Genomic DNA, 22,177 nt, shown 5'->3' on the forward strand with positions numbered 1-22,177 from the left:
GCCGGAAAGAACGGCAAACTTATTTAATTTCGACTTTTGCGCCGTTGTCTTCGAGAGTCTTCTTGATCTTCTCGGCCTCGTCCTTGCTGGCGCCTTCCTTGACGGTCTTGGGCGCACCCTCGACCAGATCCTTGGCTTCCTTCAGACCCAGACCCGTGATCGCACGGATTTCCTTAATCACGTTGATCTTCTTGTCGCCGGCAGCGGCAAGGATCACGTCGAATTCGGTCTTCTCTTCAGCCGGAGCCGCACCACCAGCAGCGCCCGGAGCCGCAGCAACCGCCACAGGAGCAGCAGCGGAAACGCCCCACTTCTCTTCGAGAAGCTTCGACAGCTCAGCAGCCTCGAGGACGGTCAGAGCGGACAGCTCGTCAACAAGTTTGTTCAGATCGGCCATGATATGGTCTTCCCAATATAGATATCGGCTGTGGTTGCACAACCCGAAACACACGGGTCATGCGCATTTTCTCTCCCCGGACGACGTTCCGCCGCACCAGGGAACGTGTCAGGCTGCGTCCGCCTCGCCCTTGCTGGCATAAGCACCAAAGACCCGGGCCAGCTGGCCGGCCGGCGCCTGAAGAACACCCGCGATGCGCGTAGCCGGGGTGGAGATGAGCCCCACCAGCTTCGCACGGAGTTCGTCGAGCGACGGCAGCTCGGCAAGCGCCTTGACCCCATTGACGTCAAGCGTCTGGGAACCAAGGGAGCCACCAAGCAGCACCAGCTTTTCATTGGTCTTGGCGAACTCGACGACCACCTTGGCCGCAGCAACAGGGTCAGCCGACCACGCAAGCGCGGTCGGACCCTTCAGCAGCGGCGCGATGCCGTCGAACTGGGTGCCATGCAGGGCGAGAGTGGCCAGCCGGTTCTTCGCGACTTTGTATGTCGCTCCCGCCGCACGCACCTTGCGTCGCAGATCGGTCACCTCGGCAACCGTCAACCCGTCATTGCGGGTGACGACAACCAGGGACGTCTCGGCGAACACGGACGCGAGGGAGGCGACGAATTCGCGCTTCTCCGTACGGTTCACATCCCGTCTCCATCATGACCCATCCACCGAAGCGGATGAGCCGGTTACCCAAGGACCACCGACAAAAGCCGACGATCCGGTTCGCCTGTCCTTGTCACGAACGCATGGCCCACGAGCCTGAACCCGCACAACCAGCACCCTCGTCTCCCGGTCGCGCCCGCTCCGGTTACCCGGAACCGACATTGAGGCAAAAGCCACGCCCGGTCTTGGACAGGATCGGAGCCGCACGCATGCGCACAACCCCTGGAAGCCGGACGACCTTTCAGCCGCCCGGTATCGTTTCTCAGCCGCCGAAGGCTGCCACGTCCACGCGCACACCCGGACCCATCGTGGAGGACAAGGCGACCTTCTTGAGGTACGTGCCCTTGGCTCCCGTGGGACGGGCCTTCTGCACGGCGTCAACGAACGCGCGGATGTTCTCGGCCAGCTTGTCGGCACCGAAAGAGGCCTTGCCGATACCAGCATGGATGATACCGGCCTTCTCGGCACGGTATTCGACCTGACCGGACTTCGCGGCCTGCACCGCACCCTTGACGTCCATCGTCACGGTGCCGAGCTTCGGGTTCGGCATCAGGCCACGCGGACCAAGCACCTTACCCAGACGACCGACAAGACCCATCATGTCCGGCGTGGCAATGCAGCGATCGAAGTCGATCTCGCCTGCCTGCACCTTCTCCATCAGGTCTTCCGCGCCAATCACGTCGGCACCGGCAGCCTTGGCTTCCTCAGCCTTCGGACCACGGGCAAACACGCCAACGCGCAGGGTCTTGCCCGTGCCGTTGGGCAGGGACAGCAGACCACGGACCATCTGGTCAGCGTGACGCGGATCGATGCCGAGGTTCAGGGCAATCTCGACGGTCTCGTCGAACTTTGCCTTGGCATTGGTCTTCACAAGATTGATGGCCTCATCGAGACCATAGGCCTTCGTGCTGTCCACAGAGGCGCGAGCGGCGGTCAGACGCTTGTTCTTTGCCATGATCTCAGCCCTCCACAACCTGCAGGCCCATCGAGCGGGCGGAACCGATCAGCATGCGCACGGCGCCGTCGATATCGTTGGCGTTCATGTCCGGCGTCTTCTGCTGGGCGATCTCGCGCAGCTGGGACATCGTCACCTTGCCGACAGCGGCAGCCTTGCCGACCGTCTGGCTGCCCTTGGAAATCTTGGCGGCCTTGAGCAGGAAGTAGGTGTTCGGCGGCGTCTTCGTGATGAAGCTGAACGTGCGATCCGCATAGGCGGTGATAACCACCGGGATCGGCATGCCGGGCTCAAGGCCCTGCGTCTTCGCGTTGAACGCCTTGCAAAATTCCATGATGTTCAGGCCGCGCTGACCGAGAGCGGGACCGACCGGCGGAGACGGATTCGCCTTACCCGCGGGAATCTGCAGCTTGATGTAGCCAACAATCTTTTTGGCCATATCCGGGACTCCTTGATGTTGCACCCGGACCGCGGTTCTGACGAAACCGACCCCACGCCCGAAGACGCACGGACGACTCTCCCGCGTTCCGTAAGAGGGCGGCCCATACGCCGGGATTCGCACAGAGTCAAGCGTTCGCCCCTCCCCTACGGCCTTGGGACATGACACGAAACCGCCGTTTCATGTTACTCTGCCAGCCGCCATGTCCCGCTCCCCATCCCGCACGTCCCGCCCTGTCGGGCCGCCCCCCGATGCCGCATCCCTTCGCGCCGCCGCCCTCGCGCATGTGGCGCGCTTTGCCAGCACCGAGCGGGGTCTTGCTCAGGTGCTCGAACGCCGGATTACGCGCTGGGGACGCCGCGCCGCGGATGACGGGCAGGACGTTGCTGAAGTGGAAGCCGCCGTTCGGGACCGTCTTCCACTCGCCGCCACCATTGCCGCCGAAATGGTGCGTCTCGGGGCCGTCGATGACGCAGCCTTCGCAAAAGCCCGCACGGCGCGTCTTGCACGCAGCGGCCTGTCCCGTAGGGCCGTGCAGGCGCGTCTCGCCACCAAGGGCCTCGCACCCGAGTCGATCGAACAGGCCGTCAGCACAACTCTGGGCGATGACGAGCAGGCGCGCGAGACGGAACTCGGCGCAGCCCTCGTTCTTGCCCGCAAACGCCGCGTAGGCCCTTTTTCCGGCGACGCGCCCCGCCCGGAAGATATGGCGCGCATCGCCGGAATCTTTGCCCGCGCCGGTTTCTCTCATGACACAGTCCGAACCGCCCTTTCCATGGACCGGGAAGAAGCGGAAGACCGCATCATTGCCCTGAAAACAGCTCTCTGAAGTCACATGCCCGGACGCCTCTCCTCCCTCGCTTGCCTACTCTCCCTCCTTGCTCTCACGGCATGCGGTGGTGGCGGCACAGGACGAAGCTGGCATGGCAGCCTCCAATGCGCGCCATGGGCTCGCGAACATTCCGCCGTCGCCCTGCGAGGATCCGCGGCCTCATGGTGGACGCAGGCGCAGGGGCACTACGCCCGCTCACCCCAGCCACGCCTCGGATCGGTGCTGGTGTTCCGCTCCACCTCCCGCTTGCCTGACGGGCATGTGTCCGTCGTGCGGGAGGTCCGCAATGCCCGGGCCATTCTGGTGGATCAGGCGAACTGGAATCCCGGGCGGGTGGATCACGCCGTGCCTATTGTAGATGTGTCGCCGCGCAATGACTGGACGCGCGTGCGTGTGTGGTGGTCTCCCACCGGCACGATGGGGCGCAGCGTCTATCCCACCTATGGCTTCATTCTCCCCATGCCGCCCAACGGTTGGATCTCGTGAATCGGGAGTCATTGGCTTTCGGTGCGCCAGACGTGTAATGATGCAATAAGAGAGCGTGTGAATCCCGCCTCTCTGGCGGTTTTGCCCGCCATTGACAGTCAATCCGTAATGACCGCCGCACCCGTCCGCGTTCCGCACCGCGTGACGGACAGCGCGAGGAGTCGAGGCAATGGGTAGTTTCAGTATCTGGCACTGGCTGATCGTTCTGGCCGTTGTGCTGATCGTGTTCGGCGGCAGCGGCAAGATCAGCACGCTGATGGGCGATTTCGCCAAGGGCATCAAATCCTTCAAGAGAAATCTCGAGGATGACGAGTCCATGGAACACGGCGCAACGAAGCCCGACGACCGTATCGGCGCACCGCAGCCGGGATCGGCCAGCTTCACGACCGAGCAGCGCGACTCGAAGCCGGTTTCCAGCAGCACACACTAAATACCCTGTTGTCGTAAGGACTCCGTGACATGGCCTCCGTTGCCATAGCGGCCGACCGGACAGCCGGCACCGGCCCTCAGGATGCCGCATGGAATGAAGCGGTCGCGCAGATCATCCGTGCCGGACAGCGCATGGATCAGCGCGGATGGGTTCCGGCCACAGCCGGCAACCTGAGCGTTCGTCTCGCGGACGGGCGGCTCGCCGTCACACGCTCGGGTGGCCACAAAGGCTTCCTCACGCCGCAGGGTGTGATCGAGGTGGACCCAGAAGGGCGCGCTCTGCATGAGGGCGACCGGCCAAGCGCCGAGACGCTGCTGCATTGCCAGATCTATCGCCGCTTTCCCGGCATCGGCGCTGTTCTGCACGGTCATTCGGTCGCCAGCACCGTACTGTCGATGCTCACGCGCGAATCCTCGCTGCATCTCGCCGATTACGAGGTACTGAAGGTGTTCGAGGGGCAGACCACACACGACACGCGCTTGCCCGTGCCGCTCTTTGCCAACGATCAAGACATCGCCCGTCTTGCGCGTGAGGTGGAGCCACATCTGGCCGACATGAAGGCGGGCTACATCATCCGTGGCCACGGCGTGTATGTCTGGGGACCGGACATGGACACGGCTCTTGCCCGTCTGGAAGGGCTGGAGTTCCTGCTCGCCTGCGAACTGGAACGATGCAAACTCAAAGGAGGCGCATCATGAGCAGCCTTCTCATCTTCAACGACACAAAGCCCGGCGAACCCGTCGTCAACACACACGATCCCGTCGTCATCGCCGCCGAACTCGCCCCCCTCAACGTGCGCTTCGAGCGATGGACCGATGTGGCACCACCGTCGCGCGACGCAGATTCAGAAACGGTGCTGGCATGCTACACTCCATGGCTGGACCGGCTGATGGGTGAAACCGGGGCAGGCTCGGCGGATGTGGTCCGCATCGATGTGAACACCCCAAACCGCGACGCCCTGCGCGAGAAGTTCCTCTCCGAGCACATACATTCCGAGGACGAGGTGCGGTTCTTCGTGCATGGCAGCGGCCATTTCGTGCTGCATGTGGACGGGCGGGTGTACGACATCGGCTGCACGCAGGGCGATCTCATCTCCGTGCCCACTGGCACGCCGCACTGGTTCGACGCGGGCGAGACGCCCGATGTCGTGGCGCTGCGCATCTTCACTCACAAGGACGGATGGATTGCGGATTATACAGGCGACGACATCGCCCTCCGCTTTCCCGCCGTGATCGCATGAGCATACAGCCTTCTTCTCCTTCGGTTGTCCTTCTCGACATCGAGGGCACCACTCTGCCCGTGGCCTTCGTCCACAAGGTGCTGTTCCCTTACGCCCGTCGCACGTTGCCGGACCTGATCCGCACACAGGCCGACAACCCGGTCGTCGCACAGGCGCTTGAGGAGATCCGCGCCGCCGCTCCCGGACGTGACCCGATGGAGCAACTGACGGCCTGGATGGATGCGGATGCCAAGGTGGCCCCACTCAAAGCTCTGCAAGGTCTCGCCTGGGCCGAAGGTTATGCTTCCGGCGAACTCGTGGCGACGCTATTTGCTGATGTTCCGGCCGCGTTGCGAACGTGGAAAGACGCGGGCCTGACACTGGCTGTCTATTCCTCCGGCTCAGCCCCGGCGCAGCGGCTGATCTACGGCCACACCACCGATGGCGATCTCACCCCCCTGTTCGATGCCTTTCTCGATCTGGAAATGGGCGGCAAGAAGGAAAGCGCCAGCTACCGCGCCATCCTCACCCATGAAGGATGGCAGGCCACAGACGTCCTGTTCGTCTCCGACGTAGTGGCGGAACTCGATGCTGCCCGCGAGGCCGGGCTGCGCACCTGCCAGATGGTGCGCCCCGAAGACGGCACCGTCGCGGGAGACCGTCATCCCGTCGCCCATTCCCTCGATGACGTGGCGCGACTCTTTCATTTGCCGGACCCGGCCTCCCGGACATGAGGGCGCATCTTCACACCGACTGGCGCGCCATCCCCGAGGAGGCGCGGGGCGCGGTCGCGGCCCTTGGCAATTTCGACGGGGTCCATCTGGGCCATGCCCATCTGGTCCATACACTCCACATGGCGCGACCGGACGAGCCGCTGGCCGTCGTCACGTTCGAGCCGCATCCACGCGAGCTTTTCCGCCCCCAGGACCCACCCTTCCGCCTGACGCTGAGTGAGGAGCGTTTTGCCGCTCTGGCCGCGCTGGGTGTGAAACACGTGTTCCAGATCCGCTTTGACGAGGCCTTCTCCAAGATGCCCGCCGAGCGCTTCGTCTCCGACGTTTTGCATGATGCGCTCGGACTGCGTCACGTCGCCTGTGGGCACGATTTCGCCTTCGGCTACAGACGCGGCGGCAACACGGACTTTCTGGCCGAACGCGCCACCGAACTGGGTATGGGCTTTACGCAGGTTCCCGCCCTGACCGACGCCAATGGCCCCTATTCCTCCACCCGCATCCGCCGCCTGCTGCAGGATGGCTATCCGGAACGGGCCGCGCAGGAACTCGGGCGGCCGTGGTCCATTCGTGGTGAGGTGCATCATGGGGACAAGCGCGGGCGGCTTCTGGGTTTCCCCACCGCCAATATCCCCCTTGGACGGCACCTCGAACCCGCACGCGGCGTTTATGCCGTAACCGCCCGATTGCCGAATGGGCGTGCGCGGTTCGGGGTCGCCAATATCGGACGACGCCCGACCATCAATGACGGGCAGGAAAGCCGGCTGGAGGTCAATCTGTTCGATTTCGAGGGCGATCTCTACGGCACCACCCTCTCTGTCGCCCTGCACGCTCTTCTCCGCCCCGAGCGCAAGTTTGATGGGCTGGACGCGTTGAAGGAGCAGATCGCCCGCGACGCGCAGGAAGCCCGCATGCTGCTGGAAGCGGAACTCTCGGTCTGAGGCTGTAGCGGGTCCGCGTCAGTCCGGCGCGCCCGCGAAGTCCTTCTGCCAGACCGTTGCCTTGCGTTCGGGCGGATTGGTGTTGCACGAAACCAGATAGACCCCGAGCACGAACGTGAAATTGGCCAGCGTGTTGAACCACGGCGCCAGCGCATATAGCCCCGGCACACCCGTTCCCTGCCACGCGACATAGGCCAGAAACACCAGCGAGATCGGACGCAGACCGAGAAACATGGTCCGCAGCGGATTCACGAATCCCGGGCGGATAAGCGCGCGCAGTCGATTCACGCCGATATAGAACGACACCCACATGAACCAGATGAGGCCGTCGAACAGGACGTCCATCATGCCCATGTGAAAGAAGACGACCATCGCCACGGTCGCGGCCGCTGACAGCATGAGCGAACCGAACAGCAGACTCATGCCCAGCTCGAACGCGGGCAGGCGTTCGGGCAGACGGTCAGCGAGAGGTTGAAAGACCCGATCGAGAATCCACAGATCGACCTTCGATATTCCCTCGCCCGCCGTCATGCCGCGCTCCGCTCAGGCCTCGCCTTGCGGCGTCTTGCTGTCAACGGCGCCCGGAAGGAAATGCGCGAGTGCGGGCAGAAGCGAATCGGCGGGGAGACCCGTTTTTGCGACCAGCGCCTGCACCTCGGAATTGCCAAGCACCTGACGCAGTTCATCGGGTGTGATGGGCAGATTTTCGCCGTTACCGACCCAGGAGCGGACCTTGTCACCCAGTCCGGCATCATCGGCCTTGGCCACCAGTGCCTGAATGGTGGCCGGCTGAAGCAACGACTGAAGCTGATCGTTCAGCTTCGCGTGTAGATCCATACCCATCGCGTTGCCCACACGGTCCACGATATCGGTGAAAAGTCCCACTGCCGTCCTCCCTCACATTCCCTGAGCCCATACCCGTCATGCGGGCGGTTCCACCGTGTTCGTAGCGCATCCGCAAGGGATTGGCGACAGGCCGCACACGCGATACGCTGACACTTGGAACTGTCGGGCTTCGGTATGGAAATGGCAGTCATGCGGTCTTGACCACAAGACACGTTGCTCAACCGAGGTATCCATAGTCATCCGTTCCATGCCCTCCTGATCAGGCAGACCTTGTGCCAGCGCTTCCCGGAATTCCGCTTTTTCTGATCAAGCGCCTCTCGTTCCTCAGCCATCTGCGGCCAATAAGCAGGCCGGGCGAATCACGAAATACCGCGTTTCGGTGGCTCTACGCCCCCACACCGGCAGCACTTGGCTTCGCCGTACGCACTACGGCCGCCTGCCTCATGGCCATGGTCATCGCCATGTGGATGGAACTGGACGATCCGCAATGGGCGGGCATGACGGTGTGGATCGTGGCGCAGGGTTCGCGCGGCGAGAGTCTGTCAAAATCGAAATGGCGACTGGTGGGCACGGCCATCGGCGTGATCATGTCGATCACGCTCATCTCGGCCTTTCCACAGGCGTCGTGGCTGTTCTTCCCGGCGTTGGGGATATGGCTGGGCCTGTGCTGCATGCTGGCCACGCTGGTCCATAATTTCCGCTCCTACGCTCTCGTTCTGGCGGGCTACACCACCGCCATCATTGCGCTCGGCGCCGTGCCCAATCCGGACAACGTGTTCATGGTGGCGATGTCGCGCGCGACCTACATCGTGCTCGGCATTACCTGCGAAGCGCTGCTGGCCGGGATTTTTGCCCATAATCTGGCCGAGATGGCGCGACGCAACATTCGCCAGAAGCTTCGCAGCGCGCTCATCAGCGTCTCCGAGGCTCTTTCAGGACTTCTCGAAGGCAATCAGGCCGCGCTCGTACGCTCACGCGCCCTATTCGGCCCCCTGCTCACGATCAACGACCAGATCGAGTTCAGCGAAGTGGAAATGGGGCCGCACGCTCATGAAGGCGATCATGCCCGCGCAGCTCTGGCGGCCGTGTCGGTCCTTCTCTCACGCGGACTGGGTATGGCCGTACGTCTCCAGTCGCTCGATCAGGCGCAGCCGGTCTTTCAGAAGACGGCCATCCTCACCCGGACCTTTTTCGAAAGCGTGCCCACGCGCCTCGACCGTGACGAGGATGTGGAAACGCTCCGTCATGACCTCGCCCTTCTGCGTGCGGAATGCCGGCAGCGTATCGTCGATGCGCTGACAGAAGAAATCGCGATCGGCGATCGTTCGGGACAGGATCCCCGTATTCCACCGCTGCTCGATCAGCGCATCCTGCACAATGCGCTCGATGAACTTCTGGGCGAACTGGAAATCGCCATTTCGGAGTTCGAGGCCAGCCATCAGGTCATCCGCGGCGATCATTTCCGCTTCCGTCTCCAGTCGCACCGCGACCTGCGTGAAGCCGCCTATAACGGTATCCGCGCAGGCATCGCTGTCATCGTCGCCGGGCTGATCTGGGAAGTCACGGCCTGGCCGACCGGGCTGGGCTTTATCACCTTTGTCGCCCTGATCTGCGGCCTATTCGCCACCCGTGAGAATCCGGTGCTGGCGACCTCCAACTTCCTCAAGGGCGCGCTCTGGGCCGCCTTTGTCTCATTCTTCCTCGTCTTCCTCGTCATTCCACGCCTGTCGGAATACGAAACCCTCGTGGCGGCCCTCTCACTGCCCATGATCGCAGGCGGCCTTGCCGCACGCAATTCCGCCACCGCCCTTCACGCCGCCGCCTACACGCTGCTGCTGCCCAATTTCGTCCACACATGGAATCAGGGGCGCTGGGAAGAAATCCAGTGGTTCAATTCCACCGGCGCGGTCGTGATGGGCGTGGCGTTCGCCGTGGCGATCTTCAAGCTCGTGCTGCCGTTCGACGCCGCCGCCGAGCGCTGGCGCATGCGCCGCACCATGTTGCAGGATCTGCGCGCGCTCGCCGCCGCCCGCCCCATTCCGCTTGCGCAGGACTGGACCGGCCGCAACATCGACCGGTTCGCCCGCGTCATCCGTCACGCCGGTCCAACGCCATCCCCCACCATCGAAGGCTATCTGCAGGGCACACTGGCGGCCATGACCATCGGCCTGAACATTATCCGCCTGCGCAACGTGCTGGCCCGCAATCAGATCCCGGCACAGGCCCGGCTGGCGCTTCAGGCCACGATGAACCGCATGAGTCGCTTTACCGGCCAGTATGACCGCGCCTCCGGCGTCGCCCGTCGCGCCACCGCCATCCTGCGCCAGATCGAGGCCCGCGAGGAGAACATCTCCACCCGCATCGAACTCACCCGCGCCATAGCCTATCTGATCGTCGTCTCGCACGAACTGGACGCGAACGCGGTGTTCCTCGACGCTTCCAAACCGTTCAAGGTCTGAGCCGAAGCGCCTATTATCGCCCGCGTGCCTGAAGCGCGCGGATGTCCGCCACCGCCGCCTTCACCTGCATGTCGATGCCGATCCGCCCCAACTCCGCCGTTGCGTAGCGCGGGTCACCTCCATACACGCCCTCCGACACACCCGGTTTGGCGGCCGCCTTCAGAGCAGTGCTGCGCACCATCGAGGGATCGACCGCCAGCATCAGGGACGTGTCGCTCAGATCCGCATGGGTGCCGATATCCGCACCCAGCCCCTTCGCCCGCAGCGCCTGTGCGTAAGCGCCGCCCACCACGGTGTAATAGCCGTCGCTACAGGCAGCATGGGCGCCGCTGGCCGCCCACGCTTTGTCCAGTTCCGCAGCCGTTCGGCACATGTCATGCCGATAGCCGCCATGGTCCCCGATAAAGACCACCAGCCGGAACCCTTGCACACGAAAACTCTCCGCCGCCCCTTTGAGCAACCCTGTGAAAACGGAAGCCGGAATGGAGATGGTGCCGGGAAACCGCATGTGGGACGTGCGCGGCGACGTGCTGCCCTCCGGCACATAGGCAATCACCGGAGCCACGAGCGCATTGCCCAGTTCCTGTGCGATCCGGTCGCCCAGAGCCTGCGCCCGCACATTGTGCTTGCCCACCGCGATATAGGGACCGCTCTGCTCCGTGCCACCAACCGGCACGATGATCGTGTCGTAACCCGCATGAAGCGCATCGCGGATTTCCGTCCATGTCAGCCGTTGGAACTCAACCTGCGGCGCGGCGTGGGCCGCACAGGGCGCAAGAACGGAAAGGGCCGCAGCAAGCGGAAAGAAACGGAAACGACGCATGAGGCACTTTCTTTCGACACCAGACGGTTCTGCCGGTATCGCGCTCCGTTTCTCCCGGCAAGAGGTCAGCCGATCCCCTTGCGGAATTCACCCCATGCATCGAGCGCGCGTGCTCGTGCGCCCTTGTGATCCACGATCGGGCCCGGATAGTCCCGCCCGAGCACGACGCCATAGGCCCGCAATGTGTCAGCATCCGCTTCCCACGGAGCATGGATCAGAGAAGCTGGTACCCGTGCCAGTTCCGGCACCCAGCGGCGGATATACTCGCCCTCCGGGTCGAATTTCCGCGATTGCAGGATAGGATTCATGATGCGGAAGAAGGGAGCCGCATCCACGCCCGTGCCCGCGTTCCACTGCCAGTTCACCGGATTGCTGGCCGGATCATGGTCCACCAGCGTGTCAGCGAACCAGCGCTCCCCTTCTCGCCAGTCGATCAGCAGATGTTTCACGAGAAACGACGCCACCACCATTCGCACGCGGTTGTGCATCCAGCCGGTGCGCCATAATTCGCGCATTCCGGCGTCCACCAGCGGATAACCTGTGCGGCCCTGCTTCCACGCCGCCAGCCCCTTGCTGTCCGTACGCCACAGTAGCGCGTCAAACTCCGAGCGTAGATTGCGTGTCGCAAGATCAGGGCGTTCGAACAACAGCGACCACGCAAACTCGCGCCAGCCCAGTTCGGCAAGGAACTTGTCGGCTGCCTTTCCGGATCGCTCGACCGCCTGCCATATCTGTGCGGGCGTGATGTGCCCGAAGCGCAGATAGGGCGAAAGCCGAGACGTGGCGTCCTGTGCGGGGCGGTCGCGTTCTTCCGCATACGCTTCCACATCCGTATCGAGGAACGCTGTCAGATGCGTGTGCGCTTCCTCCTCGCCGGGAATCCACGCATCGCGCAGTCCATCCGCCCAGTCGGGCGATGTCGGCGTCAGGCCCAGACGGTCGAGCGGGATGAGATGAGACTTCATCTCCTCCGGCAATGCCGCAAAGGAGAGAGAGGACGGCTCAGCAACCGGCATGCGTGGCGGCTCACCGGCCTGCACAGCGCGCCAGTACGGCGTGAACACCTGAAACGGCGTGCCGCCTTTCGTTCGGACGCTCCAAGGCTCGTTCAGCAACGCACCCGCAAAACTGCGGACAACGCTTCCCTCTTCCTTCAGAGCCGTCTTGAGGGCGGTATCGACCTCCCGTCCCACCGGATCGTAACGACGGTTCCAGTGCACCGCTTGCACGGCGGCCACTCGGGCAAGGCGAGGAATCATCTCCCTCGCGGCGCCACGCAGCACATGCAGCGCGCCACCGCGCTTTCGTAGCGCGGAATCGAGCGCGCGAATCGCTCCATCAAGCCACCACCGCGCGGCTCCGCCGGGAAGCGCTGCCTCCTCCAGCACAAACACGCATAGAAGAGGTCTCCCCTCCCGTGCCGCCGCCCACAGAGCGGCATTGTCGGTCAGGCGGAAATCCTCACGAAACCAGAGGAGCACGGGCGATACAGATGTCATGCCCAAGGCTCTAGCCTGCTCTGGAAACCGCGTCGATCAGACGCCGCACTGCCACTGTTTTCACAGTGTGGGAGAGGCTCCCGCCACGCGCCAGATCACGCCCCCCGTGTCATCGGCCACCAGCAACGCACCACTACCATCCACCGTCAGCCCCACGGGACGACCATGCGTGTGCGTCTCATCCGGTGTGAGAAAGCCGGTCAGCACTTCCCTCGGCAACCCTTCGGGGCGGCCATTCACAAACGGCACGAACACCACGCGATATCCGCTCTTGGGCCGGCGGTTCCACGAACCATGCTGGGCCACAAACAGACCCTCGCGCCATTCCGGCGGCAATGCCGTCGCCTCCATGCCAAACGTGATGCCCAATGACGCAGTGTGCGGTCCAAGTGCATAATCCGGAACGATGGCTTTCGCGACGGCGTCGGAGTTTTCCGGCTTCACGCGAGTGTCCACATGCTGACCGTAATAGCTCCACGGCCAGCCATAGAACGCCCCTTCCTTCACCGCCGTGATGTAATCCGGCACCAGATCACTGCCGATCTCGTCGCGCTCGTTCACGGCCACCCACAACGCTCCAGTCTGAGGCTCCCACGCCAGACCGTTGGGATTGCGCAGGCCGGTCGCATAGGGGGTGAGTTGCCCGGTCGCGAGGTCCAGCCGGTCGATCCGCGCGCGCCCCTCTTCCGCCGCCAACCCATTATCGGCCACGTTGCTGTTGGAACCGATTGTTACGAACAAGGAGTGTCCATCGGGACTGGCGAGAATGTTCTTTGTCCAGTGATGGTTATAGCCCGAAGGCAGATCCACCACCTTGCGCGGAGTGGCGGTAATGCGCGTATCCCCTGCGTGATACGGCACGCTCACGATCGCATCCGCATTCGCGATGTAGAGCGTGTCCCCCACCAGCGCCATACCGAAGGGCGAGTGCAGATGATCAAGAAACACTTCGCGCATGTCCGCGGTTCCGGTGCCCTTGGTGTCGCGCAGAAGAATGATGCGGTCAGGGCTGGGACCGCCCGCGCCGACCTTTCCCATCACCACTCCCGCGATGCGGCTCTTGATCGATTTGACATCCGTGTCGGGTGAAGTGCTTTCCGCCACGAGAATGTCGCCGTTGGGCAGGCGATAGAGCCAGCGCGGATGATCCAGCCCCCGCGCGAAAGCCTGTACAGTCAGGCCCCTTGCCGCCACCGGACGCTCGGTGCTCTTCCACCCTATAGGTGTTGCGATGCTGATGGTGGGCAACACTGTCTGATTGGGCGCAGGCAGGATAGGATGCGGGCCGGTGCCATCGTCGACATGCAACGTGGCTTCCTCCGCATAGAGCAACCGGTCTCCCGTCATCACCACGACCAGCACTACCGCACTCATCGCGGCGCCCGCGATCATTCCCCACCGTTTCCAGACCATGTGCTCGCTCCTGCCTGTTTCGGGCTACCGTGACTGTCGCGCGATATATCCGTCCACTTTCAACGCAGACGCCGCCATGGGTTTTCCTAAAGCCCCATCATTACTTACTGTGGCAAGGCGACTGGCGGCGGCACGGTCGTGCCGAGCCTCAGCTCGATCTCTTTGAGCGAGCAGCCCTTCGTTTCGGGAAGGAAGATAAAGCCGCCGAACACGGCACGTCGCCAGAACACCTCGCATTTTCCCATACGCTCCAGCGCAAGGGTGATATTTTTCACTGCAAAATCCACAATATTTACAGGAACGATCTCATGACCACGTCCTCCATTACGTTCGCTACCTCCGTTCCGCCCGAACTTCATCAGCGCACACTGGAGGCCCGTCATTTCCGCATGTGGCTGGAGAAGACATCCACCGACTTCGAGCTTCGCGCCGTTCTCGTGCGCGACGTGCTGATGTTCGGTTCGCGGGTGGGATTTATCGTGGTGGAAGCCGATGCCCGGCACAACGGGGCGAAGATGCCCTGCTACGCCGTTCTGCGCGGCCCGACCGTCTCCATCATGCCCGTCATCACCATCGAAGATGCTCCAACAGAAAAGCACGTCGTCCTCGTCAATGAGGCGCGCCTGCCAGCAGGCCGCATGGTCGCAGCACTTCCAGCCGGGATGGTCGATGATGATACGGTGGATGTGGCGGCGTTGCAGGAATTGCACGAAGAAACGGGCATCGATCTCACGCGCACAAGCCGTCGTCCTTACCGGTTGCGCGAGGAACCGGTTCTCATTTCGCCCGGCGGCAGCGATGAAGAAATGACGCTCTACGCCGTGGACATCACGCTCACACGGGCTGAAATGAACCAGATGATGGGACGAAAAGAAGGACTAGTGAACGAGCACGAGCACACAGCCGTTCTGGTCGTGCCGCTGGACGACATGCCCCGTCACACAACCAACGCCCATTGTCTTCTGAGTTGGTTTCTCTACCGGGCGCGTGCTGCAACCGGTTGCTGAATCTGCAATAAAAAAGGGAGAGCATTGCTCTCCCTTTCCGGCCTGCCTTCCAAAATTCCGCTTTTACTTCTGCGGATATTTGAAGGTGAACGTTTCCTTGAACGGCTGCCAGAAGCCCGGCGTGCCCGTCTCCTTGTCAACATGATGCAGGAAACCGCTCACCTCAGGAGAACTGTAGGTCAGCACCACGGTGTAATCGCCGGGGCCGTCCATCTTCACGTTGTTGGCGTAGTGCGGGCCATCCTTGGCGGTCATGGAACGCATGGTGCCCGACGCGGTCCAGGACGTACCCTTCTTGGTCAGCGTGTAATCGATCTTGAGATACGGAACCCACGCACCCTCGGGGAAACCCCACTGGTTATCAGCCGTGGCGTGCACATCCGTCTCCAGATGGATCACATCGTCTCCCATCGGCATGTCCGCCGGCATGGGCGCCATCTCGATACCCACGAGATAGCTTGAAGCGATCTCCATATCGTGGGTCTGGACCGGGCCGCCCACTGGATATTCGCGAGCCAGTGCCGGAGATGCGAGCAGCGCAGCGGCAAGCCCCGCCGCGGACAGGACGGGAACAGCTTTTTTCATGACCGACCTCTTTTAAAAATGAAGACAGAAAAACCGCTTCAGCCTGCGACGGATTGCCGCCGCATCGGGGCTTTGGGAAGCTGGCGACGTACGACGCGCTCGGCCACAAGAAGAGCAAGCAGCGTCAGCACCCACACGAGAACCTGAATCCCCATCGGGCGATCGGAGTAGCCAAACAGTGCCTTGGCCGCCCGTCCGATCATGCTGCCGTCCGACAGCAGCCACGAGGAATCCCACAGGTCGAAACCCAGAGCGGGGATCAAGTCATCATTGGCAAGAAGGGCGGCGGCCTGACTGGCCATTCCGGCCGCCAGCAACGCCACCAATGTATTCGTCACGCTGAACAGATGTTTGAGCGGAATAATGACAAGCCCGCGATACAATGCCCAAGAGAGGGCCGCGCCACAGGCCACACCAAGAAGTCCACCCAGAATCATGCTGGCCGCACTCTCATGCGCCGATACCGCGATGCCATAGAGAAACAGCACGATTTCCATACCCTCGCGCAGCACCGCCACGGCCACGACCGTCGCCATGGCGAAGAGGGATTTGCTGCCCGAAGACACCTCGGCGCCGAAGCTCTTGGCATTCTGTGCCATCTCGCGTCCGTGCCGGGACATCCAGATGATGTGCCATGACAGCATGGCCACTGCGAGACACAGAACGAAAGCGGAGAAAATGTCCTGCCCGTTACCCGAGAAAGCCTGCGAGAGCGCACCGGCGAAACAGGCCAGCAGAGCCGCTCCCGCTACGCCCGCGCCGATGCCGCCCGCGACCCACCAGCCGCGTCCGGGAATGCCGCGCGTGGCTGCCAGCACGATCCCCACGATCAGACCGGCCTCCATCACTTCACGAAAAACGATTATCAGACTTCCGAGCATGACTTATTTCCCCACCGCCGTTACGGTGCCGCGCGCCTGATCAGGGTGATAGTCGTCGAAGAAGGTGTAGGCGCCCGGATGAAGAGGACCTGCGTGGACCCGAATTTTCCCGCCCGACACAATGATTTTCTCAAATTTCATGTCGTAGCTCTCGAACTCGTCAGTTGTGTCATCCTGATTTTCAAGCTCGATGAAAAACCTCTCGCCCGCCGGCACTTCGACATGATCAGGCGTGAAGTGATGGTCCTTGAGCGTAAGTTGCACCACGGTCTGCGCATTCGCCGTGCAGGACAGGAAGATCAGGCAGAAAGGCAACAGATGGCTGAGGCGCATAAGCGGGTCTCCGGTCGTCTTGATGTGCATCGCTATTAAGAATAATTATCAAAGTCAACGTACAGTTCGGGGAGCACCCAGCGTCATCATGTCTTCCACCCATCCGTTGGCCTTCATGCGGCTCCCCTATCCGCTGCTCACCGCACTCGACAGCCGGATGTACCATTTCTGGCTTCAACCGGTTCACTACATCATCCGAATGCTGCACATCCTGTCGTCAGCAGCGTTTTTCGGAATCGAGCTTCTGTTCGTACTGGCAGTGGCGCAGAATCTCGATCGTCATGTACTGACATCCATCTCACGTTTCATGATGCGCCCACTGCATTGGAGCTTTGCAGTCGTGATGGCCACCGGTGTGCTGCTGTTCTTCTACGACCCCGTGCGTGTGGGCAGTCGGGCCTATCTCACGCCAAAACTGCTGGCCATCGCACTCGCCCTGCTCTCGGCGCGTCTCGGTCATCGCGCCATTTTCCGCCCCATCGTGACCAGCGAACGCTCCGTCCTTCCCTCATGGTCAGGCGTGTTCTGCATCGCCAGTTGCGTGCTCTGGATCGCGGTGTTCGTGTTCTCGTGCTTCAACACCGAGGGCGTGCCCAAGGTCTATCTGCGCCACTATTTCTGAGCGATGGCGAAAAGCTCAGCGCCAATCGACAGCATTTGAGGGCGGCTCTACCAACCGCCCCAACGACACAGCATGAGACCATTTCCGACCCGTCACAGACAGAATGACAACCGCAATGGTCCATGCGTTCTGCGGATGATCGAACGCTTCAGCACGAGAATGCACAGGGGGATTAAAGTCAGTCGCAGACACTGGCGGCGCAACCAGACGCAAACATTGCGACGTCAAATCCATAAGGATGCGCGCAGGAACCAGTGGATACGATATTTTTTAGTGGAGGAAATGGTGGAAGAGGTTGGATTCGAACCAACGTAGGCGTACGCCAGCGGATTTACAGTCCGCCCCCTTTAGCCACTCGGGCACTCTTCCGTTGGGGCGACGGATTAAGGGGCTTCAGGGCGTCTGTCAATGTGCTTTGACGTTTTCCCTACTGCGGAACGTGATGACGGGCCGGCAAGACCAGCGTATAGCACCCGATCATGCGCACACCTCCCCCACACGCCCGTCCCGACGCGGCCTCCTCCTCCCGTAAGCCTGCACGCCGCCATGGACGTGGACACGGCAAGTCGGGCGGCCCCTACTGGATCTCCGGTGTCCACGCGACACAGGCCGCTTTGGAGAATCCTCACCGCACGATCCAGCGCGTCCTCCTTTCTCCCGAAGCGGAAGCCGATTTCGTCGCGCGTCTGTCTGTTCCGCTCCCACCGCATGTCGAACGCGCCGATAAGAGCCGTTTTACCGCCCTTCTGGGCGCGGAGGCGGTGCATCAGGGGGTTGCGGCCCTCGTCGAACCGCTTGAGGGCATCGCGCTGGAAGACGCCATTGAGCGTCCCGGCCCCGTGCTGGTGCTCGATCAGGTGACGGACCCACGCAATGTCGGCGCCATTCTGCGCTCGGCCGCCGCCTTTGGAGCCGCCTGCGTCGTGGTGCAGGACCGCCACGCGCCAGAAGAAGGCTCTGCGTTGGCCAAAGCCGCCTCGGGCGGACTGGAGATTGTGCCGCTGGTGCGCGTGGTCAATCTCTCGCGTTGCCTTGAGACCCTTCGTCAACGCGATTTCTGGACAATCGGTCTGGATGCGGGTGGTGGTCGGCTGGACGGGGCGTCCCTTCAGGGACGCCGCACCGTGCTCGTGCTCGGCTCGGAAGGTGACGGTCTGCGCCGTCTCACCCGCGAGAACTGCGATGAGATCGCAGGGCTTTACATGCCGGGAACAATGGAGAGCCTGAACGTCTCCGTCGCCGCGGCCATTGGATTATACGAACTCGTACGGACGCGCTGAGTCCTACCGTCCGTTGCGCTGATCCGTCAGAGACGGATCAGCGCCAGAACGTAGACGATCACAACCATGGCAAGCACGAAGCCAATCAGGCCGAAAAGACGACCTTTCTGACGACGTATCAGCTCAGCCTGCTCAGCGGCGGTCAGATCCATGGATGTCGTTGTCATGAAAGCCATCCCATCAGGGCGTGATCGGCAAGCAGGCCGCAGAACAGCAGAAACAGATAGGCCAGCGAAAAGCGGAATGACACGCGCGCCGCCTTGTCCCCGTTCAGACTGACACCGCCTGCATCCTGTTTTTCACGCAGCACGCGCACGGCACAGGCAATGAAGCCAAGCCCGAGCGCCAGCGCCGTCACTGTATAAAGCGGTCCGCTCAGATGCAGAAAAGACGGTACGAGCGACACAGCCAGAAGCAGCACCGTATAAATCAGGATTTGCCAGCGCGTATGACGCGCTCCCTTGACCACCGGCAACATCGGAATACCGGCGCGCCCGTAATCCTTGCAGGCATACAGAGAGAGCGACCAGAAATGGGGAGGCGTCCACAGAAAGACGATGGCGAACATGACGATGGGCATCACGCTCATTGACCCGGTCGCTGCCGCCCAACCGATCATGGGCGGAAACGCCCCGGCCGCACCACCGATCACGATGTTCTGCGGCGTCGAGCGCTTGAGCCACATCGTATAGATCACGGCATAGAAAAAGATCGAGAACGCCAGAATACCGGCCGCCAGAGCGTTCGTCGCCAGCCACATCAGCGCCACAGAGAACACCGACAGGCCCAGCCCATAGGCCAGTGTTCCATCTGGGGGGATACGTCCGCCCGGAATGGGGCGTGTGGCGGTGCGCTGCATGACGATGTCGATGTCGCGGTCATACCACATGTTGATGGCGCCCGCCGCACCTGACGCCAGACAGATGCATAGGATGCTGACAGCCGCAATCACCGGATTCATGTGACCCGGCGCCATGAACAGACCCGCCGCCCCGGTGAACACCACCAGCGAAATCACGCGGGGCTTGAGAAGCTGCACCCAGTCGTGCGCCTTGGTGCCGACGCGCGCCGTCTCGAAACGAGGCCGTGCGGGACGCCCCTCTGCAACAGCGCCGCTCACCGACCGATCTCCTGAGAGGTCATCCGGGCCGACGTAGCGTTGCGCATCGTTCCCAGAAGAACGGCAGCCAACATGATGAGAGACGCCACCATCAAACCGCCACCAAGCGTTTTCATGACGTCACTACCGCCCGCCAACACCACGCCAAAGAACATGAGAGCGAACTGAATCTGCGCCAGACGGGCCGGATAGCGGCCTTCGGTCCACGCGTCGATCCAGCCATACAGCGCGCCGAACAGCACGAAAGCCGCACCGTTCAGAACGGCCATATGCACGCCCTGCCCTGCCCAGCCTGCCGCCAGCAGCACGAAAAAGCCGGAAGCCCAGAGCACGGGCACACCGGGCTGTGCTCCCAGCGCCACCTTCCGACGCCACAGAGCCGACACCCAGATAAAGGTGAACACAATTGAGGCCATCGCGGCCAGCACATTGCTCTCCGTGACAGTGACCGCCTGCGAGACATGGGCGAGATTCGCTTGCGCCCACAGCACAGGACCACCTACGGCGGCAATAGCGGAAACTGCCACCGCCAGATGGCGCGCGCGATCCGTCGTCGGTGCAAGTGCCTCGAACAGACGTGCTGCCATACCGAAGGCCGCCACCAGCACGATCAGCGTCAACGGCGGTGCAAACGAAATGATCGTCTGTCCCCCGTTGATAAGTGCGTGCGTGGCGGATGCTGCCAGAACCGGCGCGACGAAGAGCAGACCGCAGGCGGCCAGAAGCTGCGTCCAGACAAAAATGGAAAAGGGCGCCAGCATGACGGGATGATCGTCGCCACGAGGCGCCACCACACCCGGACCCGCATGCGAATCCAGAACAACACCCAACGTGGTCGTCCCAAGAAGTGCCGCACCTGCACACCAGACCAACACACCGAACGGCGCGACGGTCCCGGACGCTGCAAGAAAGATGGGCAAGGAAAGAGCGATCAATCCTAACGCCACAACATCAAACGGTTTTACGAGACGATTCGCGCTGGATGAGGCCCCTATCAGATCCTGCGTCAGGAACAGGCGCCCAAAACCACCGAGAAAAGCGGGCACACCGACAAGCAGCAACATGGCCGTAGGGTGAAACCGGGCAATCGCCTGTGCCAGATCATCGGGCAGAAGACCGATCTGCTGCAACAGCATCGACAGACCCGCCAGACCACTCACCCCCGCAGCAAGCAGCAAATACCCGGCCACAACGGGCGAAGGAACACCCCCGTTACGACTGAAGGTTCGCTCGGCAGAGGACGTCGAAACAGCCATGGTCACGCGCATCTTTCTTCAAGTCGGGAACACGTCTTCCACCTGACAGGGCGCGGCACACCTCCGGCAGGTGGGTGGAAAACATCGCACCCTACCGAAAATTCATGCAACCAGAAAGCGTCATCCCCTCATGCCGCCACAAGCCAGCCCTGTCCGTGACGCGCAGGCAAACTCGGAACGTTGAATCAGGCGACTTTTTCCTGCGCAGCAGAAAGGTCTTCCTGCCGAAGCGTGACGAGAGTGAACAATCCGGCAGGAGGCACAGGCTCGATCCGCGCCCGTGCGATATCTTCCGGAGGCAGAAGCGCTTCCATCGCAAAGTCGGGATGCCATCCCAAAGAATGGGACGCCCGCGCCATGCCGCGCTCAATCGCTCCACGCACACCGTGGGGTGTCAGGAAATGATTGACGAACAGGATATAACCGTCGGGTTTCACAACGCGCTTGAGTTCGGTCAGCAGACGGCGTGGATGCGGCACGACAGACGCCACGAACATGGCCACCGCGATGTCGAATGAATTATCCGCAAAGCGCGTGTCCTCAGCGTCCATTTCCAGCAACGCATCGACATTCGTCAGGTGATCGCGACGTACGCGCTCACGCGCGCGCGCCAGCATATCGCCCGAAAGATCGATTCCCGTGACCCGTTTGGCGGCAGTGTAATGCGGCAGCGCAAGCCCCGTCCCCACGCCCACTTCCAGGACACGGCTGCCCGGCAGGCGATTGACGGCCGCCACGGCGCGCTTGCGCCCGAACGCGGAAATACCGCCAAAGACGGTGTCATACACACCGGCCCAGCGTCGGTACGCGGCCTTTACGGCATCGGCGTCCAGAGCAACCTTCGGCCCATGCGCCTCTCCCTGACGAGACACGTCTTCCGCCGACTCGCTGCGGACCCTCTGCAAGACTTCGTTCATCACGCCCCATTTGCCCCAAGTTCAAACCCGAAAACACAGACCGGGGCATTAC

General features: G+C 62.3%; 28 protein-coding genes and 1 tRNA gene. 11 read left to right on the forward strand and 18 right to left on the reverse strand.

Going from position 1 to position 22,177, the window contains the following annotated elements:
* Positions 1-19: 19 nt before the first annotated feature.
* From rplL to rplK, 4 genes are all read right to left on the reverse strand, one after another.
* Positions 20-397: a 50S ribosomal protein L7/L12 gene (gene rplL / locus KUA11_RS06855; RefSeq protein ID WP_166313146.1), complete on the reverse strand. Its 378-nt coding sequence runs from the start codon at positions 395-397 to the stop codon at positions 20-22.
* 108 nt (positions 398-505) lie between these two features.
* A complete protein-coding gene (rplJ, locus tag KUA11_RS06860) occupies positions 506-1,030 on the reverse strand; it encodes a 50S ribosomal protein L10 (RefSeq protein ID WP_166313145.1) in 525 nt (174 codons plus the stop codon).
* Between the two features lie 283 nt (positions 1,031-1,313).
* Positions 1,314-2,006, reverse strand: a complete 693-nt coding sequence (gene rplA, locus KUA11_RS06865; protein ID WP_217409598.1) for a 50S ribosomal protein L1 — start codon at positions 2,004-2,006, stop codon at positions 1,314-1,316.
* A gap of 4 nt (positions 2,007-2,010) precedes the next feature.
* Positions 2,011-2,445: a 50S ribosomal protein L11 gene (gene rplK / locus KUA11_RS06870; protein WP_166313143.1), complete on the reverse strand. Its 435-nt coding sequence runs from the start codon at positions 2,443-2,445 to the stop codon at positions 2,011-2,013.
* A 202-nt stretch (positions 2,446-2,647) separates the two neighbouring features.
* Here rplK and KUA11_RS06875 point away from each other — a divergent pair, with 202 nt between their 5' ends.
* The 7 genes from KUA11_RS06875 (at position 2,648) to KUA11_RS06905 (ending at position 7,084) form a co-directional block, all read left to right on the forward strand.
* Complete coding sequence (locus tag KUA11_RS06875) at positions 2,648-3,274, forward strand: regulatory protein RecX (protein ID WP_217409599.1); 627 nt, start codon at positions 2,648-2,650, stop codon at positions 3,272-3,274.
* A gap of 6 nt (positions 3,275-3,280) precedes the next feature.
* Entirely contained in the window at positions 3,281-3,763 is a 483-nt protein-coding gene (locus KUA11_RS06880; RefSeq protein WP_217409600.1) for a CHAP domain-containing protein, read from the forward strand.
* A gap of 169 nt (positions 3,764-3,932) precedes the next feature.
* Positions 3,933-4,193, forward strand: coding sequence for a twin-arginine translocase TatA/TatE family subunit (locus KUA11_RS06885; RefSeq protein WP_217409601.1), 261 nt, complete (start codon positions 3,933-3,935; stop codon positions 4,191-4,193).
* A gap of 29 nt (positions 4,194-4,222) precedes the next feature.
* Positions 4,223-4,891, forward strand: a complete 669-nt coding sequence (locus KUA11_RS06890; protein ID WP_217409602.1) for a methylthioribulose 1-phosphate dehydratase — start codon at positions 4,223-4,225, stop codon at positions 4,889-4,891.
* Positions 4,888-5,433, forward strand: coding sequence for a 1,2-dihydroxy-3-keto-5-methylthiopentene dioxygenase (locus tag KUA11_RS06895; RefSeq protein WP_217409603.1), 546 nt, complete (start codon positions 4,888-4,890; stop codon positions 5,431-5,433). The genes KUA11_RS06890 and KUA11_RS06895 overlap by 4 nt, the downstream gene beginning before the upstream one ends.
* Positions 5,430-6,146 carry an acireductone synthase gene (gene mtnC / locus KUA11_RS06900; RefSeq protein WP_217409604.1) on the forward strand — a complete coding sequence of 239 codons (717 nt, stop codon included), beginning with the start codon at positions 5,430-5,432 and terminating at the stop codon, positions 6,144-6,146. Before KUA11_RS06895 ends, mtnC begins: the two co-directional genes overlap by 4 nt.
* Entirely contained in the window at positions 6,143-7,084 is a 942-nt protein-coding gene (locus KUA11_RS06905; RefSeq protein ID WP_217409605.1) for a bifunctional riboflavin kinase/FAD synthetase, read from the forward strand. Before mtnC ends, KUA11_RS06905 begins: the two co-directional genes overlap by 4 nt.
* A gap of 18 nt (positions 7,085-7,102) precedes the next feature.
* Here KUA11_RS06905 and KUA11_RS06910 read toward each other — a convergent pair whose 3' ends face one another.
* Positions 7,103-7,615, reverse strand: a complete 513-nt coding sequence (locus KUA11_RS06910; protein WP_217409606.1) for a hypothetical protein — start codon at positions 7,613-7,615, stop codon at positions 7,103-7,105.
* A 12-nt stretch (positions 7,616-7,627) separates the two neighbouring features.
* Positions 7,628-7,927, reverse strand: a complete 300-nt coding sequence (locus tag KUA11_RS06915) for a YidB family protein (protein WP_217409735.1) — start codon at positions 7,925-7,927, stop codon at positions 7,628-7,630.
* A 293-nt stretch (positions 7,928-8,220) separates the two neighbouring features.
* On the opposite strand from KUA11_RS06915, the gene KUA11_RS06920 reads away from it, so the two are divergent.
* Positions 8,221-10,389: an FUSC family protein gene (locus KUA11_RS06920; protein ID WP_408744168.1), complete on the forward strand. Its 2,169-nt coding sequence runs from the start codon at positions 8,221-8,223 to the stop codon at positions 10,387-10,389.
* A gap of 13 nt (positions 10,390-10,402) precedes the next feature.
* On the opposite strand, the gene KUA11_RS06925 is transcribed toward KUA11_RS06920, so the two are convergent.
* The 4 genes from KUA11_RS06925 to KUA11_RS06940 all read right to left on the reverse strand — a co-directional run bounded on the left by KUA11_RS06925 (position 10,403) and on the right by KUA11_RS06940 (position 14,399).
* A complete protein-coding gene (locus tag KUA11_RS06925) occupies positions 10,403-11,212 on the reverse strand; it encodes a creatininase family protein (protein WP_217409608.1) in 810 nt (269 codons plus the stop codon).
* A 65-nt stretch (positions 11,213-11,277) separates the two neighbouring features.
* Positions 11,278-12,711, reverse strand: a complete 1,434-nt coding sequence (locus KUA11_RS06930) for a cryptochrome/photolyase family protein (RefSeq protein ID WP_217409609.1) — start codon at positions 12,709-12,711, stop codon at positions 11,278-11,280.
* 60 nt (positions 12,712-12,771) lie between these two features.
* Complete coding sequence (locus tag KUA11_RS06935) at positions 12,772-14,124, reverse strand: PQQ-dependent sugar dehydrogenase (protein ID WP_408744164.1); 1,353 nt, start codon at positions 14,122-14,124, stop codon at positions 12,772-12,774.
* 104 nt (positions 14,125-14,228) lie between these two features.
* Positions 14,229-14,399 carry a hypothetical protein gene (locus KUA11_RS06940; RefSeq protein ID WP_217409610.1) on the reverse strand — a complete coding sequence of 57 codons (171 nt, stop codon included), beginning with the start codon at positions 14,397-14,399 and terminating at the stop codon, positions 14,229-14,231.
* A gap of 33 nt (positions 14,400-14,432) precedes the next feature.
* Here KUA11_RS06940 and KUA11_RS06945 point away from each other — a divergent pair, with 33 nt between their 5' ends.
* Positions 14,433-15,131 carry an NUDIX domain-containing protein gene (locus KUA11_RS06945; protein ID WP_217409611.1) on the forward strand — a complete coding sequence of 233 codons (699 nt, stop codon included), beginning with the start codon at positions 14,433-14,435 and terminating at the stop codon, positions 15,129-15,131.
* Between the two features lie 63 nt (positions 15,132-15,194).
* On the opposite strand, the gene KUA11_RS06950 is transcribed toward KUA11_RS06945, so the two are convergent.
* Genes KUA11_RS06950 through KUA11_RS06960 form a run of 3 tightly spaced genes read right to left on the reverse strand, consistent with a single transcriptional unit; the run spans position 15,195 to position 16,930 of the window.
* Positions 15,195-15,716, reverse strand: a complete 522-nt coding sequence (locus tag KUA11_RS06950; RefSeq protein ID WP_217409612.1) for an iron transporter — start codon at positions 15,714-15,716, stop codon at positions 15,195-15,197.
* Between the two features lie 38 nt (positions 15,717-15,754).
* Positions 15,755-16,597 carry an FTR1 family iron permease gene (locus KUA11_RS06955; RefSeq protein WP_166313129.1) on the reverse strand — a complete coding sequence of 281 codons (843 nt, stop codon included), beginning with the start codon at positions 16,595-16,597 and terminating at the stop codon, positions 15,755-15,757.
* A gap of 3 nt (positions 16,598-16,600) precedes the next feature.
* Positions 16,601-16,930 (reverse strand): cupredoxin domain-containing protein, encoded by a 330-nt coding sequence (locus tag KUA11_RS06960; RefSeq protein ID WP_217409613.1) that lies wholly within the window; start codon positions 16,928-16,930, stop codon positions 16,601-16,603.
* Positions 16,931-17,018: 88 nt separating this feature from the next.
* Between KUA11_RS06960 and KUA11_RS06965 the strand changes: the two genes are divergently transcribed.
* A complete protein-coding gene (locus KUA11_RS06965) occupies positions 17,019-17,552 on the forward strand; it encodes a hypothetical protein (RefSeq protein WP_166313127.1) in 534 nt (177 codons plus the stop codon).
* Positions 17,553-17,835: 283 nt separating this feature from the next.
* Here KUA11_RS06965 and KUA11_RS06970 read toward each other — a convergent pair.
* A tRNA-Tyr gene (locus KUA11_RS06970) sits at positions 17,836-17,921 on the reverse strand.
* Positions 17,922-18,031: 110 nt separating this feature from the next.
* Between KUA11_RS06970 and rlmB the strand changes: the two genes are divergently transcribed.
* Positions 18,032-18,832: a 23S rRNA (guanosine(2251)-2'-O)-methyltransferase RlmB gene (gene rlmB, locus KUA11_RS06975; RefSeq protein ID WP_217409614.1), complete on the forward strand. Its 801-nt coding sequence runs from the start codon at positions 18,032-18,034 to the stop codon at positions 18,830-18,832.
* A 26-nt stretch (positions 18,833-18,858) separates the two neighbouring features.
* Here the strand turns inward: rlmB and KUA11_RS06980 are convergent, their stop codons facing one another.
* From KUA11_RS06980 to KUA11_RS06995, 4 genes are all read right to left on the reverse strand, one after another.
* Positions 18,859-18,999 (reverse strand): hypothetical protein, encoded by a 141-nt coding sequence (locus KUA11_RS06980; RefSeq protein WP_217409751.1) that lies wholly within the window; start codon positions 18,997-18,999, stop codon positions 18,859-18,861.
* Positions 18,996-19,952, reverse strand: a complete 957-nt coding sequence (locus tag KUA11_RS06985; RefSeq protein WP_217409615.1) for a heme o synthase — start codon at positions 19,950-19,952, stop codon at positions 18,996-18,998. Before KUA11_RS06985 ends, KUA11_RS06980 begins: the two co-directional genes overlap by 4 nt.
* Positions 19,949-21,208, reverse strand: a complete 1,260-nt coding sequence (locus KUA11_RS06990; protein WP_217409616.1) for a cbb3-type cytochrome c oxidase subunit I — start codon at positions 21,206-21,208, stop codon at positions 19,949-19,951. Before KUA11_RS06990 ends, KUA11_RS06985 begins: the two co-directional genes overlap by 4 nt.
* A 185-nt stretch (positions 21,209-21,393) precedes the next feature.
* Positions 21,394-22,125, reverse strand: a complete 732-nt coding sequence (locus KUA11_RS06995) for a class I SAM-dependent methyltransferase (RefSeq protein ID WP_166313210.1) — start codon at positions 22,123-22,125, stop codon at positions 21,394-21,396.
* Positions 22,126-22,177 lie beyond the last annotated feature (52 nt).

The sequence above is a fragment of the Acetobacter estunensis genome, from assembly GCF_019083805.1.
GTDB lineage: Bacteria > Pseudomonadota > Alphaproteobacteria > Acetobacterales > Acetobacteraceae > Acetobacter > Acetobacter estunensis_A.

What these genes read in the sequence shown, in the direction of transcription:
- rplL (WP_166313146.1), bottom strand. Translation starts at nt 397, where the DNA reads ATGGCCGATCTGAACAAACTTGTTGACGAGCTGTCCGCTCTGACCGTC.
- rplA (WP_217409598.1), bottom strand. Translation starts at nt 2,006, where the DNA reads ATGGCAAAGAACAAGCGTCTGACCGCCGCTCGCGCCTCTGTGGACAGC.
- rplK (WP_166313143.1), bottom strand. Translation starts at nt 2,445, where the DNA reads ATGGCCAAAAAGATTGTTGGCTACATCAAGCTGCAGATTCCCGCGGGT.
- KUA11_RS06875 (WP_217409599.1), top strand. Translation starts at nt 2,648, where the DNA reads ATGTCCCGCTCCCCATCCCGCACGTCCCGCCCTGTCGGGCCGCCCCCC.
- KUA11_RS06880 (WP_217409600.1), top strand. Translation starts at nt 3,281, where the DNA reads ATGCCCGGACGCCTCTCCTCCCTCGCTTGCCTACTCTCCCTCCTTGCT.
- KUA11_RS06885 (WP_217409601.1), top strand. Translation starts at nt 3,933, where the DNA reads ATGGGTAGTTTCAGTATCTGGCACTGGCTGATCGTTCTGGCCGTTGTG.
- KUA11_RS06890 (WP_217409602.1), top strand. Translation starts at nt 4,223, where the DNA reads ATGGCCTCCGTTGCCATAGCGGCCGACCGGACAGCCGGCACCGGCCCT.
- KUA11_RS06895 (WP_217409603.1), top strand. Translation starts at nt 4,888, where the DNA reads ATGAGCAGCCTTCTCATCTTCAACGACACAAAGCCCGGCGAACCCGTC.
- mtnC (WP_217409604.1), top strand. Translation starts at nt 5,430, where the DNA reads ATGAGCATACAGCCTTCTTCTCCTTCGGTTGTCCTTCTCGACATCGAG.
- KUA11_RS06905 (WP_217409605.1), top strand. Translation starts at nt 6,143, where the DNA reads ATGAGGGCGCATCTTCACACCGACTGGCGCGCCATCCCCGAGGAGGCG.
- KUA11_RS06910 (WP_217409606.1), bottom strand. Translation starts at nt 7,615, where the DNA reads ATGACGGCGGGCGAGGGAATATCGAAGGTCGATCTGTGGATTCTCGAT.
- KUA11_RS06915 (WP_217409735.1), bottom strand. Translation starts at nt 7,927, where the DNA reads ATGGGTATGGATCTACACGCGAAGCTGAACGATCAGCTTCAGTCGTTG.
- KUA11_RS06925 (WP_217409608.1), bottom strand. Translation starts at nt 11,212, where the DNA reads ATGCGTCGTTTCCGTTTCTTTCCGCTTGCTGCGGCCCTTTCCGTTCTT.
- KUA11_RS06930 (WP_217409609.1), bottom strand. Translation starts at nt 12,711, where the DNA reads ATGACATCTGTATCGCCCGTGCTCCTCTGGTTTCGTGAGGATTTCCGC.
- KUA11_RS06935 (WP_408744164.1), bottom strand. Translation starts at nt 14,124, where the DNA reads ATGGTCTGGAAACGGTGGGGAATGATCGCGGGCGCCGCGATGAGTGCG.
- KUA11_RS06945 (WP_217409611.1), top strand. Translation starts at nt 14,433, where the DNA reads ATGACCACGTCCTCCATTACGTTCGCTACCTCCGTTCCGCCCGAACTT.
- KUA11_RS06950 (WP_217409612.1), bottom strand. Translation starts at nt 15,716, where the DNA reads ATGAAAAAAGCTGTTCCCGTCCTGTCCGCGGCGGGGCTTGCCGCTGCG.
- KUA11_RS06955 (WP_166313129.1), bottom strand. Translation starts at nt 16,597, where the DNA reads ATGCTCGGAAGTCTGATAATCGTTTTTCGTGAAGTGATGGAGGCCGGT.
- KUA11_RS06960 (WP_217409613.1), bottom strand. Translation starts at nt 16,930, where the DNA reads ATGCGCCTCAGCCATCTGTTGCCTTTCTGCCTGATCTTCCTGTCCTGC.
- KUA11_RS06965 (WP_166313127.1), top strand. Translation starts at nt 17,019, where the DNA reads ATGTCTTCCACCCATCCGTTGGCCTTCATGCGGCTCCCCTATCCGCTG.
- rlmB (WP_217409614.1), top strand. Translation starts at nt 18,032, where the DNA reads ATGCGCACACCTCCCCCACACGCCCGTCCCGACGCGGCCTCCTCCTCC.
- KUA11_RS06980 (WP_217409751.1), bottom strand. Translation starts at nt 18,999, where the DNA reads ATGACAACGACATCCATGGATCTGACCGCCGCTGAGCAGGCTGAGCTG.
- KUA11_RS06990 (WP_217409616.1), bottom strand. Translation starts at nt 21,208, where the DNA reads ATGGCTGTTTCGACGTCCTCTGCCGAGCGAACCTTCAGTCGTAACGGG.
- KUA11_RS06995 (WP_166313210.1), bottom strand. Translation starts at nt 22,125, where the DNA reads ATGAACGAAGTCTTGCAGAGGGTCCGCAGCGAGTCGGCGGAAGACGTG.